Origin of the sequence: Rathayibacter sp. VKM Ac-2803, assembly GCF_009807175.1 — a bacterium.
Taxonomy (GTDB): Bacteria; Actinomycetota; Actinomycetes; order Actinomycetales; family Microbacteriaceae; genus Rathayibacter.
Window position 1 is genome coordinate 438625 of record NZ_WUCD01000001.1, and the last position, 14516, is coordinate 453140.

The window sequence follows — 14516 nt, forward strand, 5'->3', positions numbered from 1 at the left end:
GGGGAGCATCGCTCCGGAGCGGCGGGCGAGCACGGACTCAGCGGCGGCTCGCTCGCCCTTCCCGGTGGGAGGATGGAGGGGTTCGAGACGGAGCGCATCCGATCCGCCGACCCGGGAGGGCCCGATGACCACGTCAGCCGCCACTCCCCTCGGCCGTCGCGAGCGCAACAAGCAGCAGAAGCTCGAGCGCATCACCGCGGCCGCGAGCGAGCTGTTCGCCGAGCACGGCATCGACGAGGTCACCACGCAGCAGATCGCCGAGCGCGCCGACATCGGCACCGGCACGCTGTTCCTCTACGCGAAGACCAAGGGCGAGCTCCTCCTGCTCGTGCAGAACGCGCACTACGAGGAGGCGCTCGAGCGCGGCCGGCGGGAGGCGGGGACCGCCGCGACCGCGCTCGACGCCGTGCTCGCGGCCCTCGAGCCGATCGTGGAGTGCAACCGCGTGCAGGTCGAGAACGGCCGCACGTACCTCCGCGAGATGGCCTTCGGCGACCCGAGCGAACCCCACCACGCCGCGGCACGGGCCATCGCGGCCGAGACCGACCGCACCATCGCCGAGATCCTCGTGCAGAGGGCGGAGCTCGACGCCGCGCGGGCCGCCACCCTGGCGGGCATCGTCTCGGCCGCGATGTTCCTCGCCCTGGCTACCAGCGCCGACCCGCGGACGAGCGTCGCCGAGATCGTCGCCGCCGTCCGCGCTCAGGTCGCGGCGATCCTCCCCCGCTGACGCCGACGCGACGAGCTCAGGCCGCGAGGAACTCCGCGGCGACGGGGGCGAACTGCTCCCAGTACTGGAAGATCCCGCCGTGGCCCGAGTTCGGGTAGATGATCAGCTCGGAGCCCTCGATGCGGCGGTGCAGGTCCTCGGAGAGGACGGAGGGGACCATCCGGTCGTGGTCGCCGTTCGCGATGAGGGTCGGCTGGGTGATGACGGAGAGGTCCGACGGGGCGGAGCGGCCGTAGCGCTGGATCGCCTTGAGCTGGGTCGTGAACGCCTTGTTGCCGATCTTCACGTCGCGGTCGACGGTGCGCTCCTTCAGGCGGCCGACGAACTGCTTCGCGGCCTTCTTCCCGGCGGCGTCGCGGTTGAAGAAGAGGAACTCCTTGATGTCGAAGCGGGTGAGGATCGAGCGCACGAGGTCGTAGTAGGTGACTCCGACCACCTTGTCCATGTCCTTCCCGCCGCGGGGGCCGGTGCCGGTGAGCACGAGCCTGCGGACGAGCGCCGGGTGCTTCACGACGAGGTCCTGCGCGATCATGCCGCCCATCGAGAACGAGAAGACGTCGATCCTCGTGTGGCCGAGGCCGCGGATGAAGTCGTAGGCGTCGTCGGCGGCCTCCTCGAGAGTCGGGGGGAAGGTGCCGCCCGAGGCGCCGACGCCCTGCTGATCGAAGGTGATCACGTGCCGGTTCGCGGCGATCGCGTCGACGATCCGCGGGTCCCAGTTGTCGAGGGTCGCCGCGAGGTGGGCGAAGAAGACGACGGGGATCTCCTCCGCGGGGCCGAGCTCGCGGTAGGCGAAGGTCTTCCCGGCGGTGGTGACCGTCTTCGCCGGTGCGTTCGCGTAGGAGGTGATGACGGGTGCGCTCATGATGCTGATTCCTTCTTCGGGGATCGGTGGCGGTCAGAGACCGAGGACGACGGCTCTGCCGCGGATGCGACTCGTCGTGAGGGAGGCGAGCGCCTCCGGTGTCTCGTGGAAGGGGAACGTCGCTCCGACGACGGCCCGGAGGACTCCGGAGTCGACGAGAGCGGCGATCTCGCGCAGCTGCGATCCGCTGGCCTGCATGAAGAGGAAGCGGTAGCTCACACCGAGCTTCTTCGCGCGGGCGCGGGTCTTCCGGCTGAGCGCCGCGATCGCGAGGCGCAGCACCGGGTTCAGCCCTGCCTGCACCGCGAAGGCCGGGTCGGGGACGCCGTTGATGCCGACGACCGTGCCGCCGCGCTTCAGGACGCGCATCGACTTCTCGAGGGTCTCGCCGCCGAGCGAGTCGAGCACGAAGTCGTAGCCCGAGAGCTCCTCCTCGAAGTCCTGCGCCGTGTAGTCGATCACGATGTCCGCACCGAGCTCTCGGACGAAGTCGGCGTTCGCCGCGGACGCCGTGGTGGCGACGACCGCACCGAGGTGCTTCGCGAGCTGGATCGCGATCGTGCCGACTCCTCCGGAGCCGGCGTGGATGAGGACCTTCTGGCCCGGCCGGACGTTCCCCCTCACCACGAGCGCCTGCCAGGCGGTCAGCGCCACGAGGGGCAGGGACGCCGCCTCCGCCGCGCTGATCGACCTCGGCGCGAGGGCCACGTCGGCCTCGTCGATCGCGATTCGCTCGGCGAACGTGCCGATCCGGAAGTCACGGGGCCGGGCGTAGACCTGATCGCCCGGCTTCACGCCGCGCACCTCGGCGCCGGTGCGGATGACCGTGCCGGCGACGTCATGGCCGAGGGTCAGCGGAGTCCGGTAGGGCAGGATCGGCCTGAACTCGCCCGCGCGGATCTTCTCGTCGAGCTGGTTGAGGCCCGCGGCCTCGACCTTCACGAGCACGTCGCGCGGGCCCACGGTGGGCTCGGGCACGTCGGCCTCGTGGAGGGGCTGCTTGTACTCGTCGAACACGAAGGCTCGCATGGGACGTCTCCTGGTGGTCTCGGGTGCCGCGGTCAGCGGCGGAGGAAGTCGCGCGCGGCCTCGGTGACCGCGCGCCGGTTCTGGGACACGACCCCGTGGCCGGAGTCGTGGAGGATCCGGACCTGCGCGTCGGCGAACCGGGCCCGCAGCGGGTCGACGTTCGCGGGCGGGACCATCCGGTCGCTGTCGCCGTGCAGGATCAGCGCGGGGGCCGCGAACGGGCCGGCCGGCACCGGCCGCCTCCCCCACTCCGCGACGGCCTGCAGCTGCGGGCGGAAGACGCCGAGCCCGACGGAGGCGTCGCGGCCCGCCCGACGCCGCTGCAGCCTCGCGGCGTACTCCTTCGCCGACCTCCTGCCCAGGTCGGATCGCGTGAAGAAGAGCAGCGAAGTCGGGTCCGTCCCCGTGAGCCCGCCGCGCAGGATCGATCGCAGCATCACTCCGGCCATCGTCGTGAGCCCGGCACCGCTCTCGGGGCCGGTGCCGGCGAGGATCACCCGATCGACCAGCTCCGGAGCGCGCTCGAGGATCGCCTGGGCGACCATGCCTCCCATCGACAGCCCGAACAGGTCGACCCGCTCGAGACCGAGCACCCGCAGCACGGCGATCGCATCGCCGGCCGCCTCGTCGAAGGACCGCCGCACCACCCCGGTGGAGCCGCCGACGCCGCGGTAGCCGAGCAGGATCACACGACGCTCGGCGGCGAGCGGATCGATGACCTCCGGATCCCAGCCGTCGAGGTTCGCGCCGAGGTGCGTCAGCGCGACGAGGGGCGGCAGGTCGCCGCGGCCCACCTCGCGGTAGACGAACTCGGCCCCCGCGGCGCTCACCCGTCGCGTCGGTGCATCGACGGCGGAGGCGGCCTTCGCGTCATCCGATCTCGGCGCCATGAGTGCCTCTCCCGCTCGCTCCCGGGTCGCTTACCCGAGTAGACTCAATCATGAGCAGACTCAGTTACTTTGTCAAGGAGGCGTCGATGACGACACAGCAGGGCCCACCGGGTCGACGCGAGCGCGCCAAGGAGGAGAAGCGGCGCCGCATCACCGCAGCGGCGACGGCGCTGTTCGCCGAGCACGGTGTCGGCGGCGTCACCACTCAGCAGATCGCCGATCGGGCCGACGTCGCGATCGGCACCCTGTTCCTCTACGCCGCGACGAAGGCGGAGCTGCTGATCATGGTGCAGAACGAGAAGTTCGAGACCGCCCTCGACGAGGGCCTGGCCGCCGCGGCCGACCTCGGCGCCCGGTCGACCGTGCTCGGCGAGGTGCTGGCCCTGCTGACACCCGCGGTCACGTGCCTCCGCGAGCAGCCCGAGAACGGCCGCACCTACCTGCACGAGCTGGTCTTCGGCGACCCCGCCGAGCCCCACCGCGCCGAGGGGCTCGCGCTGTCGCTGCGGCTCGAGGACGGCGTGACCCGCGCCCTCTCCCGAGACCGCTCGCCCGTCGACGCCGCGACGCTGGCACGCGTGATCAGCTCGGTCCTCCACGTGACCACCACGGCGACCCTGCACCTGCACGATGCCCTGCCGGAGGTGCTCGACCACCTCCGGCGTCAGGTCGCCGTCGTCCTCCCCCGCCCGGAGTGACGCCCGACCCCGCGTCGACGTGATCGCGCACTCGCCGCGACCGTCACGTCGCACGCGCGAACAGCACCAAGGCGAGCACGTCGTGGCGCCGCCGCCCCCTGCTGCTCGGGCCCGCAGCCCCGCAGGGACGTATCGAGACCCACCGGCGTCAGCAGATCGCGGTGCAGATCGCGCCTTCTGAAGGACGTGGATCTCGATACGCCCGCTGCGCGGGCTACTCGATCAGCAAAAGTGGGGTCACGCGCAGGAAGCCCGCTGGTCGAGTAGCCGCCGCAGGGGGCGTATCGAGACCCGCCTCCCTGCGAGCGTCAGGCGTCCGCTCGCCCCGGCCGGGCCGCCGCCGCGCCTCCGTCAGGAGCGCAGCGTCTGGCTCGGCTTCTCGGCGAAGCGCGCCTGGTACGAGCTGGCGAAGCGGCCGAGGTTGCCGAAGCCCCACTCGCGCGCGACGGCGGCGACGGTGGTCGAGCACGGGTCGCCCGCGACGAGGTCGTTGCGCGCGCGGTCGAGCCGGATGTCGCGCAGGTAGACCGAGGGCGAGACTCCGAGGTGGCGCTGCGTCGCCTGCTGCAGGGTGCGGGTGTGCAGGCCTGCGGCGCGCGCGGCGTCGGCGGGGGTGATCGGCTCGTGGGCGTGGTGCTGGAGGAAGTCGAGGGCGACCCGGGTCCGCGACGCGGACGGGCGGCGGAGCACCGCGGGCACGTCCCACGCCCGCCACGAGAAGAGCAGCAGCAGCGCGCGGGCGAGGTTGAGCTCGGCGGTGAAGCGGACGAGCGGCGCGATGGCGGCCGTCGCGAGCGCGGCGCTCGCCTCCGACACCGCGGCCCGCCACCGGGCGAGCACGGTCGGATCGGGGTCGGCCTCGTGGTCGAACGACACGGGCTGCCGGGGTCCGGCGTGCGACTCGGTCGCGACGTCCTCGAGGAAGCCCGGCGCGAAGTGGATCAGGTTCTGGCGGTGCGGCCGGAAGTCGAGCCCGAACTGCCGCTCGGCGGGGAAGAGGAACGGCGCCGAGGAGGCCTCTGTGCGGGTGAACGGGCGGAGGTTCAGGACTCCGCCGCCGGCGCGGAACCAGCCGACGACGTACTCGCGCAGGTGCGGGACCTCGCCGATCAGCCCGCCCGCGCAGTCGGAGGTGCGCAGCGTCACGCGCTCGCTGCCGCGGTAGGCGTAGCGGAACGAGAAGTCGCGCGACGCGGGGGCCACGCGGAACGTGCCGCCGCCGTAGGCGTCGGCGTAGACGGCGGAGGCCTGGTCGGGGTTCTCACCGGAGGCCTCGAAGCGCCGCTCGGCTCCCTCGTGCACCGCGTCGGCGGAGGCGAAGGGGCTGCCCATCGTGAAGGTCGACCCGCTCATGCCAGGCGCTCGAGCCGTCGGAGGAGGAAGGAGTTCATGACCGGTCTTCTCTCGTGTCAAGGCCCTTTCGTTCGGGGCCGGGTGGCCCTCTGAAGAGGGCGGTTACAGATCAGACGAGTCCAGAGAGTGATTCGTCACGAATTCGCCTTCCAATCGACCCTCACTCGGGTGACAGCGTGTGCCTCGAAGGGGCGACTTTCTCGCCCGGCGGCCATCGCCTCCGGTGGTCGCCTCCTCAGGCTGATAGGCATTCGGAGCGGACGTGGCCGTCGGTGCGCCACCGACGCGGATCGACGGACCGCGGGCGAGAGGAGGTGACCATCGACGACGACCCCCTCCTCGGTGATCCCCTCCACGGGGCCTCCGACGCGACCCTCGCCGCCCGCGCGGTGGACGGCGACGTGCAGGCCTTCGAACTGCTCGCGCGCCGGCACGGCTCGCTGATGCGCGTCTACGCGGCCAAGCTGCTGGGCTCGTCGGCCGAGTCGGACGACGTCGTGCAGGAGGCGTTCCTCACCGGCTGGCGACGACTCTCGGACCTCGACAGCCCGGCGAACATCCGCAACTGGCTGATGCGCATCGTGTCGCACAAGGCGATCGACCGGATCCGCGTCCGCCGCCGCCACGACGACATCGACGACTGGGACCCGCCGGCACCCGCCGAGTACTCCCCCGAGCGGATCGTCGAAGCCCGGCTCCAGCTGGACGCCGTCTGGGAGGCGCTGGACCGATTGCCCGCCGATCAGCGACGCTGTTGGCTACTCCGCGAGACCGCCGGCTACAGCTACCAGGAGATCGCCGACGCTCTCGACATCCCCGTCTCGACGGTCCGCGGACTCCTCGCGCGGGCCCGGCGATTCCTGCTCCACGAATTGGAGGCATGGCGATGACACTCGATGACGACGCTGTGCCCGAGGGCGGCCCGGTGCACCGGGAGCGCGAGCCCGTGGGCGACTCGGCGCGCGAGGACGCGCGGGACGACGTGGCCGGTGACGGCGGGCTGGACGACTCCCTGCCCGGTGACTCCGTGATCGACTCCGTGCCCGACGACGACCTCGACGGCCACACCCTCGACGAGCTGAGCGACTACCTCGACCGCGGACGGCAGCCCTACGACCCCTCGATCGAGGACTCGGCCGCCTGCCGCCTCGCCCTGGCCAACCTCACCCGGCTCACCGAGCTGTCGGCGCGGGCGCTGCGGCGCGAGTCCGAGCGGGAGCCCGCCCGCGACGAGGTCTGGATCGCCGGGCTGCTCGACGCGATCCGCACCGAGGTGCGCTCGGGCCGCGACGTTCCCGTGCGCCACCCCGACCCCAGCCTCCGTCTCGCGCTGACGGAGGCGGCGGTGCGCGGCATGATCCGCCGCGCCGGCGACACGATGGGCGGCGTGATCATGGGGCGCTGCACGCTCGACGGCGACGTGGCGACTCCGGGTGCGGTCATCCGCGTGGACGTGACCTTCGCCCTCGAGTTCGGGCTGGCGATCGCGGAGGTCACCGACCGCCTGCGCGAGCGCATCCGCTACGCCCTCGAGCGCCACACCGAGCTCGTCGTGGGCGCCATCGACGTCACCGTCGACGATGTCTACCCCCGCAGGGAGGACCGACCGTGACCGACGACACCGAACTCTCGCAGCGCCTGACCGCCGCGATCCGCGACACCGAGGGAGTGGCCGGGGTCTACCCGGCGCAGCCGATCCTCGAGGCGGCGGCCGAGGCCATCGCCGTGAAGCTCGAACTGCGGCAGCCCGACGTGCTTGTCGACATCCACCGCTCCGCCGGATTCACGACCGTCAGCGCGCACATCTCGGCGCTCGCGGCGCTGCCGGCACCCGACACGCTCCGGACGGTCGGCGAGCTGATGCGCGGGATGCTCGAGGCCGAGCTCTCGGGCCCGTTCGCCGTCAACGTGAAGGTGCGCCTGATCGAGGACTCGGGGCGCGCCGAGCACTGATGGTCGCCGTTCAGGCGTCGCGCGGTCGGCCGTCGTCCGGCCGGGCGTCCTGCGGGCGCGCCGGCTGCGACGGAGGGGCGGACTGCTCGGCGAGGCCACCCTCCGCCTCCTCCTTGCTCAGGCTCGACACGGTCCCGCAGTTCGCGCACTCGAGGAGGTAGCGGGTCGAGATCGTGAGGAGCGGCACGAAGAAGAGGGCGAGGCGCGTGCGGCTGCGCAGGACGCGCTGCTCGTCGCGCACCCCGCAGAAGCCGCAGACGAGGACGACGACGCGCAGGAGGTCCTCGACCGAGCGGGTCCCGAAGATGAGCAGCATGCCGGCGAGCCTACGGAGGCGGGACCCCCTGCCCGTAGGGGGTTGCGGATCGCTCCCGGCGAGCAGCGCTCGCAGTCGATCCGTCGGAGACGACCCGTGCTGCTCGGACCCCGCTGCGACGTCTGGTTGTCTCCGGAAACGACCGTTTCCGAGCACTGATGGGCTCGCGGGAGGACCGCACGTCGTACGCGCGTCACTTCGGGGCCCCCGAACTGAGGGACCTACTTCTGATGACGACTGAAGCACGAGGGGTCCGCACCCGGTGCAGCCATACTGCTGACGGAAGACCACCTCTACTGCGAAGGAGCAGGCATGAGCACTACCAACGCACACCACGGCTGGCAGGTTGGAGAGACCCCTTGGGTGCGCAGCGCTCTCGTCGGGCCGGCGGCGAACAGCCCGGGATACGCCCAGTGCTACTTCTGCGGGCAGATGACCGCGAAGCTCTCCGAGTCGGATGTCGAGGCAGACACGGGCCGCGTCGACGTGTACTGCAATAACACCTGGTGCGAGGCACGCGAGACGACGGTTCTGATCCTCCGCGACGGCGCCGCCGCATCCGACCGCGCTGACACCCGAATGCTTGCAGCGATTGACAACGATTTGCACAGCACACAGCAGAAGCCGTTCAAGGTGCTCTCGCTCGGTGAACTCCTTGAAGACGAGCCAGCCGAAGCCGAAATCGTCGCCCGCCGCACCGATGATGGGCCTGCCGACTACGCAGCCCCAGGCCGGCCGACGGAGTGATCCTTGCGACGCTGAACACAGCGGGAAGGGCCGACGCACCGCAAGTTCGCCGGCCCTTCCCGCTGTGTCCGATAGCCGATGGTCTATTGGCCGGTTAGGGGATGCAAGTCGTCGCTACGGCGCTGATGTCGCCGTATCCGGAGGATTGCCAACATTTATTCGGATTCGCGACCCAGTTCTTCGAAGTGCTGAGGGTAAGTCGTGAGTTGGGAATCCCCGGCGCTGTAGTGTTGGGGATTTTCATGCAGTCAGTCAATGCGATAGAGCCGTCGCTTGGGCAGCTTGAGCCGTTCACGAGTTGAAGCCCTCCGCCGAGTCTGCTGGACGAGGTGACTCCTAGTCTCGCCTCGATCTGTGTGGTGAGTTCCAGGCCCACCATCTTCTGCGGATCTTGGAAGCCGATAGTCATCGAGTTCCGACCACACGAGTCCAGAAGGTCGTTGTAGTCGGCGTATGGATGGGTGGCGGCCATGCCGCCGTCGGGATTGAACGTGGTCCAGGACTTGAAGCTGTAGTTTTTCGCGATGAACTGATCGCGGAAGTTGGGTCCACAGATCTGGCCGGGAATGACGCTTCCGCGGGTTCCGGTTGCGTTGTTGTAGAGATCCGTGCCGACTTCGAGGCCCCAGGGGCCGGGGATTGCTCGGGGGTTACCGCCGCCCCAATTGATCTTGTTGGTGATGTACTGCGAGCTCCCAGATCGTTGCACCGTCACCCGGACGTGTTCAGGCCTCCACCCGGCCGCGGCAGCAACCGCCTGAGCCGACGTCGCCGACGCTGCTCGAGCGCCAGAACCGTCGCTCGAGACGAGCGTCGCGGCCTTGTCGGCCGGGACTGCCGGGGGCACGAAGTCTGGCAGCTTGGTGTCGATCGGGGAAGGCGCGCTCACTGAGCGTCGCTCAGGTGCCGACGGCGTCGGCGTCTCGATCACGGCTCCAACTACCCGAGGAACCGTGCCGAAGCGATTGGAGAACTCCACGATGAATTCGTCAACCGGGTCGCCCACAACCGTGGAGTACTCCCCGACGATCTGGTCGCTCTCGAATCGGAACGCCACCGGAGTTACCCCGGCTGACTGCGCGATCTCCACTGCAGAGGACAGTTCCACCCCTCCGCTGAAGGGGACCGTGACGCGAGTGACCTCAGGCGTCTTCACCGCCGATGTCGCGTCTTGAGCGGTTGCCGGTTGAGCTATCGAAAGAGACGCCCCCACCCCCAGGACCAGAACTGTGGCCCACATTGCTCGTGTTCTTCTCATCATTCTTCCTCATCTCAATGTTGCGAAAGATGAGGGGGAACGTAATGCCCACTGCCACTGCGGCCAGGCTCGAAAACAACGTGACGGTGTAGACCCACGGAGGATCAACGGCGATCCACCCCGAATCGTCATCGCGCTCGTAGAAGCAGCGCAATCCGAGAGGGAATGCGCTGAACTCTGCACGGATACCCATTGTCTCGCCTGCCGACACCTCAGAGTGAGGCCGAGCGTTGCATTGGCTTTCCGGTGTCGTTTTCGGACCGATTACAGGAATGGTTGCGACTAGAAAGAATATTGCAATAAGTGTGAACACCCATCGAAAAACTCGGGTAGAAGCACTTCCTTTGTCCCAGCGGCTCATGATCCCCCAGATCCATTACGCGGGCCACGCTAGCGGTCGCCCGGTTCCCCGCCTCGGCGAGGGCAGTGTTCGGCACCTGCGTGGCGCCTAGCGTCGGTCGGTGGATGCGTTCGCCCGCGAGAGGGTGTCTGGCGCATCGGCTAGGTGGGCTTCGACAGGCGCTTTGGGCAGGTGGCGATACAGGGTCGTCCTGGTGATCCCGGTCTTCGCGACGATCTCGGCGATGGTGTGGTCGGTGTTGCGCAGGTGTGCGGCGTAGGCGAGCTTGTCGGGATCGACGACAGTGGGGCGGCCGGTGCGCCGGCCTTTCGCTTCGGCGGCGGCGCGGGCGCCGGCGGCGCGTTCCAGGCTGTAGGTGCGCTCCATCTGCCCGAACAGCGCCAGCAGGACGACGGCGAGCTGCGCCATCGGGTCGGCAGGGTTGGAGGAGTCGATCTTGATGGGGTCGGCGAGGTTGCGGATCCCGATGCCTTGTTCGGCGAGGTCGTGGATGAGGTTGAGGGTGTCGCGGACGGTGCGACCGAGCCTGTCGAGGGTGTGCACGACGATCACGTCGCCGTCGCGGGCGTACTCGATCGCGGCCTGCAGCCCGGGCCGGTTGGTGGTGGCGCCGGACTTCTTGTCGACGTAGATCCGTCCGGACGGGATCCCGGCCGCCTCGAGGGCGATGATCTGCCGATCGAGGTCCTGTTTCGTGGTCGACACCCGTGCGTAGCCCAGCTCCATGACGAGACCGTACCGGAAGTCTAAATCGCACGCGTCAGGCGGGACGGTGTTCTGGGATAGCTTTTATTTTCTCCTCGCGACCGCTCGGGTCCATCTGCGTGAAGCGACCCAGTGTGGTGTCGTAGTAGCGCGCCGACGAGCGCCTCCCTCGCGCCGTCGCCGAGCGGTCCGTCGAAGACGATCCGTCCTGACCCGCACGGTGCGTCTGTGGCGGATGGATCGCGAGATCCGCGCGCGGAACGGGCGCGGTCAGCGCTTGTCGCGGCGGAAGCGGGCCTCGCGGCTGGCGGCGTGGATGCCGACGCCCGTCGTCCCGAGCGCGAACGCCGTGATCAGCCCCAGGAAGGCGAAGATGTCGCCCGCGCCGACCGCGAAGGCTGCGATGACCAGCCAGATCGCGGACACGAGCACGACGATCGCGCCGACGATCTCACCCTTGCTCTCCAGCATCCCCTGCATGCCCCCAGACTGCGCCGCGACCGACCGCGACGCAATGCCCCCGACATGAACACCGCGGACCATCCACGCCCCGCCGCCACCGGCCGGCCTTCAGCCGTCGGCGCCCGGTGCCTCGAGGTGCGCGCGATCGCGCTGGAGCCGCCGCGAGCGCACGTAGTCGAGGAGTGCGTGATCCGGAGGCGGCTCCGACTCCTCTCCACCGAGCAGCGCCCTCGCCGCCGCCAGCCGCGCACGCCGGATCTCGCCGAACACCGTCGTCCCGTGCCGCGCGAAGACCCTCTGCAGGGTGCGCCTGGGCACCCCCGTCCGCGCGCTGAGCGCCTGCACCGACAGACCCGGGTCAGCCGCCGTCGCCGAGATGAGCGCGAGCGCCTCGGCGTAGGTGCCCGCGCTCTCGTCCCGCGGCAGCGACGCCAGGATGACGGCCCCCGCCAGCTGCTCCAGCGCCGCCCCCACGAGCGGCAGCGCCGGCGAGCGGGCGTCCAGGCGGGCCGCGAACACCGCGTTGATCGTCGACACCAGGATGCGGCGGGTCGCGGCGTCGGCGGTCGTCGCCAGGGCTCCTCGGTCGATCGAGGTGCCGATCAGGGGGCGCTCCAGCTCGATCTCGAGGCGGGTGGTCGGCGCGTCCGAGACGAGAGTGAAGGGTGTGTCGCGGCGGAGTACCGCGAGGTCGCCCTCCCCGATCCCGACCTCGCGCGCCCCCGGCTGGTCGGGCAGCACCGACAGGCCGCCCTCCAGGGGGATCAGCATCCGGATGCCGTCGCCCGCCCCCGGACGCCGCGAGAAGCGTCCGGGGGTGTGCCGGATCCGCAGCGTCTCGATCCCGTCGTGTCGCAGAACGTCTGCCGCGATGCGCAGCGGGGCGGAGGGTCGACTCAGAACCCCGAGCTCGCCGAGCCAGGTGGACGCGGCCTGGTCGTGCCGTGCGGCGCTGCGCACGAACGGCGGTCGCGCACCGGGTGCGATGAATGCCACGACGACTCCCGACCTGTTGCGCCGCGCCCTCGGGTGACTCGGCTCGCTCAGGGTGGCGGTCGCCGACGCTCGGGAGGACGGACTTCACCCCCTTGCGCAGGGATTTCACCTGGCACCGGAAGGGGAGCTGTCGCCTCGGCCCCCGGGCCGGTAGCGCGTCGGCTCCGATCGGTCGACGTCCGAGCGCCGATCCCCGGCCGCCCGTCTGCGAGGCTGCCACCATGACCGACGATCGCGCTCGCACAGGTTCGCCTCCCCCGTTCGTCGATCCGCGGCGGATCGGCGCCGCCATCGGGCTGGTCGGCGCAGCGGTCTTCGTGTTCTCGTACACGCCGGGGTTCGCCGATCCGCTGTCGATCGAGGTGCGGCTCGTCACGGTCGCGGCGATCGGCGCGGCGCTGTGGCTGCTGTTCGCTCGGCCGCGGTTCCTGGGCGAGTTCGTGGCGCCGCGGCGGTCGCGGATCGTGGTCTACGTCTGCTGCGTCGCCGTCGCGTTCGCGCTCATCGCGGTCGGGAGCAGGCTCCTCGAGGCGGAGGGGCGGTCGGATCTGCGGCCCGCTCTGATCGCGGCGGTCGTCGGGCTGCACTTCCTGCCGTTCGCATGGGCGTTCGCCGAGCGCATGTTCGTCGTGCTCGGCGGCGCGCTCGTCGTGCTGGGCGGAGCGGGGCTGCTGATCGGGACGGGGAGCGCGGCCCGAGGGGCTGCGGTCGCCTCGGGAGTCGTGATGGCCGTGATCCTGGTCGCGTACGGTGCGGGGCTCTTCGCTCCGCGGGCGAGGAGCGGCGAGCGCTGAGCCGAGCGCACGACGCCGGCCGGGAGTGGTGAGGAGGTGCTCCCTCCCGACCGGGTGACGACCCGGTGAACACTCGCGGCGACCCTCGGAGGGGGCGCTGACGCCTCCGTATGCTGGCGGTGCCGAGCCGGGGGGGAGCGCGCATGGGCAGCAGCAGAGCAGAGCGGCCGAGCCGCCTCCCCGCGGTCATCGCGGCCCTCGCGGTGGCAGTGCTGCTGTGGCCGCTCACCCTGATCGGGGCTCCGGCAGGATCCCCCTCCTTCCCCCGGCAGCTCAGCACCTACTCGTGGTGGACGCCGATGCTCGGCGCCGCGCAGATCGAGGCGGCGGCGATGACCTACCAGAACGGCGTCGGCGTCGAGTTCCTCGACGTCCCGCAGGCCGTGGTGCTCGGCGCCGACGGAGCCACCTACCGTCGGCTCGGGGCGGCGGAGGAGCGCTCGGTCGCAGCCGACCAGGGCGACCCCGCCGACAGCGTCCTCTCGGCCGACGGGACCTTCGTGGTGATCAGCGCGCCCGGGCGGCAGGCGGGCGTCGAGCTGCTCGACCTGAGCACTCTCTCGAGCCGCATCGTGCCGATCACCGGTGCCGCCAGCGCGGTCGCCCTCAGCATCGACTCCGCGGGCGAGACCGTGCTGCTCCTCACCAGCGACGACGACATGAGCCGGTACACCGACGCGGAGTTCCGGCTGTACGGCACTCTCGCCACCCTCGACCTCGCCTCGGGCGAGCTGCGGACCCTTCCGCTCGAGACGCGACCCGGGTTCCGCCCGACAGCCGTGCAGTCGGGAGCGGTCTCGCCCGACGGACGCCGCATCGCCGCCCAGACCGGTGACGCCCTCCTGATCCTCGATGCGGTCGACGGCTCGGCGACCCACGAGCTCGCGCCGCTGGCCGGGATCCTGGACGGCGACGCGTGGTCGCCCGACGGCACGCGCCTCGCGGCGGTCGGCACGGCGGCGCTCCGCGTGATCGACGTCGTCGGCGAGGGGGTCGAGGAGCGCGTCCTGCCGCTCCCGGCCGATCGCTGGAGCAGCATGCTCGGCTGGCGCGACGACCGGACCGCTCTGCTGCACCTCTCGTCGGCCGACGACAGCAACGACTCCGGATTCGCGTGGCTCGACGTCGAGACCGGCGAGCTGGACGCCTTCTCCTCCTACCCCGCCGACCCGCTGACCGGCGCCGCGCTGGGCAGCGCCGACGTGGCGCGCGACCTCGTGGCCGAGTGGGAGGTCGTCGACCGGCCCGCGGGCTCGCCGATCACGGTGCTGCACGTGCTGCTCTTCTCGGCGCTGGCCGGGCTCGTGGTGTGGACGGTGACCAGCGCCCGCGCGCGGGAGCCGCGCCTGCGCTGACGCC

At 70.7% G+C, this 14516-nt stretch carries 18 protein-coding genes; 8 read left to right on the forward strand and 10 right to left on the reverse strand.

Annotated features, from left to right (window positions below):
* Positions 1-124: 124 nt before the first annotated feature.
* The gene (locus tag GRS96_RS01990; RefSeq protein ID WP_159987582.1) at positions 125-730 is read left to right on the forward strand and encodes a TetR/AcrR family transcriptional regulator; all 606 of its coding nucleotides are present in this window, start codon (positions 125-127) and stop codon (positions 728-730) included.
* A 16-nt stretch (positions 731-746) separates the two neighbouring features.
* On the opposite strand, the gene GRS96_RS01995 is transcribed toward GRS96_RS01990, so the two are convergent.
* From GRS96_RS01995 to GRS96_RS02005, 3 genes are read right to left on the reverse strand one after another with little or no spacing between them, the layout of a single operon-like run.
* Positions 747-1595 carry an alpha/beta fold hydrolase gene (locus GRS96_RS01995; protein WP_159987583.1) on the reverse strand — a complete coding sequence of 283 codons (849 nt, stop codon included), beginning with the start codon at positions 1593-1595 and terminating at the stop codon, positions 747-749.
* Between the two features lie 33 nt (positions 1596-1628).
* Positions 1629-2624: an NADP-dependent oxidoreductase gene (locus GRS96_RS02000; protein WP_159987584.1), complete on the reverse strand. Its 996-nt coding sequence runs from the start codon at positions 2622-2624 to the stop codon at positions 1629-1631.
* A 32-nt stretch (positions 2625-2656) separates the two neighbouring features.
* Entirely contained in the window at positions 2657-3514 is an 858-nt protein-coding gene (locus GRS96_RS02005) for an alpha/beta fold hydrolase (RefSeq protein ID WP_159987585.1), read from the reverse strand.
* A gap of 86 nt (positions 3515-3600) precedes the next feature.
* Between GRS96_RS02005 and GRS96_RS02010 the strand changes: the two genes are divergently transcribed.
* A complete protein-coding gene (locus GRS96_RS02010) occupies positions 3601-4212 on the forward strand; it encodes a TetR/AcrR family transcriptional regulator (RefSeq protein ID WP_159987586.1) in 612 nt (203 codons plus the stop codon).
* Between the two features lie 351 nt (positions 4213-4563).
* Here GRS96_RS02010 and GRS96_RS02015 read toward each other — a convergent pair whose 3' ends face one another.
* Entirely contained in the window at positions 4564-5565 is a 1002-nt protein-coding gene (locus GRS96_RS02015) for a helix-turn-helix transcriptional regulator (RefSeq protein WP_159987587.1), read from the reverse strand.
* A 314-nt stretch (positions 5566-5879) separates the two neighbouring features.
* Between GRS96_RS02015 and GRS96_RS02020 the strand changes: the two genes are divergently transcribed.
* From GRS96_RS02020 to GRS96_RS02030, 3 genes are read left to right on the forward strand one after another with little or no spacing between them, the layout of a single operon-like run.
* Positions 5880-6455 (forward strand): RNA polymerase sigma factor, encoded by a 576-nt coding sequence (locus GRS96_RS02020; RefSeq protein ID WP_236553542.1) that lies wholly within the window; start codon positions 5880-5882, stop codon positions 6453-6455.
* Positions 6452-7177 (forward strand): Asp23/Gls24 family envelope stress response protein, encoded by a 726-nt coding sequence (locus GRS96_RS02025; RefSeq protein WP_159987588.1) that lies wholly within the window; start codon positions 6452-6454, stop codon positions 7175-7177. Before GRS96_RS02020 ends, GRS96_RS02025 begins: the two co-directional genes overlap by 4 nt.
* Complete coding sequence (locus GRS96_RS02030) at positions 7174-7518, forward strand: hypothetical protein (RefSeq protein WP_159854954.1); 345 nt, start codon at positions 7174-7176, stop codon at positions 7516-7518. Before GRS96_RS02025 ends, GRS96_RS02030 begins: the two co-directional genes overlap by 4 nt.
* Positions 7519-7528: 10 nt before the next feature.
* Here GRS96_RS02030 and GRS96_RS02035 read toward each other — a convergent pair whose 3' ends face one another.
* Complete coding sequence (locus GRS96_RS02035) at positions 7529-7834, reverse strand: zinc-ribbon domain-containing protein (protein ID WP_159854952.1); 306 nt, start codon at positions 7832-7834, stop codon at positions 7529-7531.
* A 312-nt stretch (positions 7835-8146) separates the two neighbouring features.
* Here GRS96_RS02035 and GRS96_RS02040 point away from each other — a divergent pair, with 312 nt between their 5' ends.
* Positions 8147-8581: a hypothetical protein gene (locus GRS96_RS02040; protein WP_159987589.1), complete on the forward strand. Its 435-nt coding sequence runs from the start codon at positions 8147-8149 to the stop codon at positions 8579-8581.
* Between the two features lie 94 nt (positions 8582-8675).
* Here GRS96_RS02040 and GRS96_RS02045 read toward each other — a convergent pair whose 3' ends face one another.
* From GRS96_RS02045 to GRS96_RS02065, 5 genes are all read right to left on the reverse strand, one after another.
* Positions 8676-9689 carry a hypothetical protein gene (locus GRS96_RS02045; protein WP_159987590.1) on the reverse strand — a complete coding sequence of 338 codons (1014 nt, stop codon included), beginning with the start codon at positions 9687-9689 and terminating at the stop codon, positions 8676-8678.
* A gap of 34 nt (positions 9690-9723) precedes the next feature.
* Complete coding sequence (locus GRS96_RS02050) at positions 9724-10200, reverse strand: hypothetical protein (RefSeq protein ID WP_159987591.1); 477 nt, start codon at positions 10198-10200, stop codon at positions 9724-9726.
* Between the two features lie 87 nt (positions 10201-10287).
* Positions 10288-10926 (reverse strand): recombinase family protein, encoded by a 639-nt coding sequence (locus tag GRS96_RS02055; RefSeq protein ID WP_159854946.1) that lies wholly within the window; start codon positions 10924-10926, stop codon positions 10288-10290.
* A gap of 249 nt (positions 10927-11175) precedes the next feature.
* A complete protein-coding gene (locus GRS96_RS02060; protein WP_159854944.1) occupies positions 11176-11385 on the reverse strand; it encodes a hypothetical protein in 210 nt (69 codons plus the stop codon).
* 90 nt (positions 11386-11475) lie between these two features.
* Positions 11476-12363: a hypothetical protein gene (locus GRS96_RS02065; protein WP_159987592.1), complete on the reverse strand. Its 888-nt coding sequence runs from the start codon at positions 12361-12363 to the stop codon at positions 11476-11478.
* Between the two features lie 221 nt (positions 12364-12584).
* On the opposite strand from GRS96_RS02065, the gene GRS96_RS02070 reads away from it, so the two are divergent.
* Positions 12585-13157, forward strand: coding sequence for a hypothetical protein (locus GRS96_RS02070; protein ID WP_159987593.1), 573 nt, complete (start codon positions 12585-12587; stop codon positions 13155-13157).
* Positions 13158-13300: 143 nt separating this feature from the next.
* Positions 13301-14512, forward strand: coding sequence for a hypothetical protein (locus GRS96_RS02075; RefSeq protein WP_159854938.1), 1212 nt, complete (start codon positions 13301-13303; stop codon positions 14510-14512).
* Positions 14513-14516 lie beyond the last annotated feature (4 nt).

Bases quoted from the DNA above. Each gene is read 5' to 3' on its own strand.
- GRS96_RS01995 (WP_159987583.1), bottom strand. From the start codon at position 1,595: ATGAGCGCACCCGTCATCACCTCCTACGCGAACGCACCGGCGAAGACG.
- GRS96_RS02010 (WP_159987586.1), top strand. From the start codon at position 3,601: ATGACGACACAGCAGGGCCCACCGGGTCGACGCGAGCGCGCCAAGGAG.
- GRS96_RS02055 (WP_159854946.1), bottom strand. From the start codon at position 10,926: ATGGAGCTGGGCTACGCACGGGTGTCGACCACGAAACAGGACCTCGAT.
- GRS96_RS02040 (WP_159987589.1), top strand. From the start codon at position 8,147: ATGAGCACTACCAACGCACACCACGGCTGGCAGGTTGGAGAGACCCCT.
- GRS96_RS02050 (WP_159987591.1), bottom strand. From the start codon at position 10,200: ATGAGCCGCTGGGACAAAGGAAGTGCTTCTACCCGAGTTTTTCGATGG.
- GRS96_RS02005 (WP_159987585.1), bottom strand. From the start codon at position 3,514: ATGGCGCCGAGATCGGATGACGCGAAGGCCGCCTCCGCCGTCGATGCA.
- GRS96_RS02070 (WP_159987593.1), top strand. From the start codon at position 12,585: ATGACCGACGATCGCGCTCGCACAGGTTCGCCTCCCCCGTTCGTCGAT.
- GRS96_RS02000 (WP_159987584.1), bottom strand. From the start codon at position 2,624: ATGCGAGCCTTCGTGTTCGACGAGTACAAGCAGCCCCTCCACGAGGCC.
- GRS96_RS02075 (WP_159854938.1), top strand. From the start codon at position 13,301: ATGGGCAGCAGCAGAGCAGAGCGGCCGAGCCGCCTCCCCGCGGTCATC.
- GRS96_RS02015 (WP_159987587.1), bottom strand. From the start codon at position 5,565: ATGAGCGGGTCGACCTTCACGATGGGCAGCCCCTTCGCCTCCGCCGAC.
- GRS96_RS02035 (WP_159854952.1), bottom strand. From the start codon at position 7,834: ATGCTGCTCATCTTCGGGACCCGCTCGGTCGAGGACCTCCTGCGCGTC.
- GRS96_RS02060 (WP_159854944.1), bottom strand. From the start codon at position 11,385: ATGCAGGGGATGCTGGAGAGCAAGGGTGAGATCGTCGGCGCGATCGTC.
- GRS96_RS01990 (WP_159987582.1), top strand. From the start codon at position 125: ATGACCACGTCAGCCGCCACTCCCCTCGGCCGTCGCGAGCGCAACAAG.
- GRS96_RS02025 (WP_159987588.1), top strand. From the start codon at position 6,452: ATGACACTCGATGACGACGCTGTGCCCGAGGGCGGCCCGGTGCACCGG.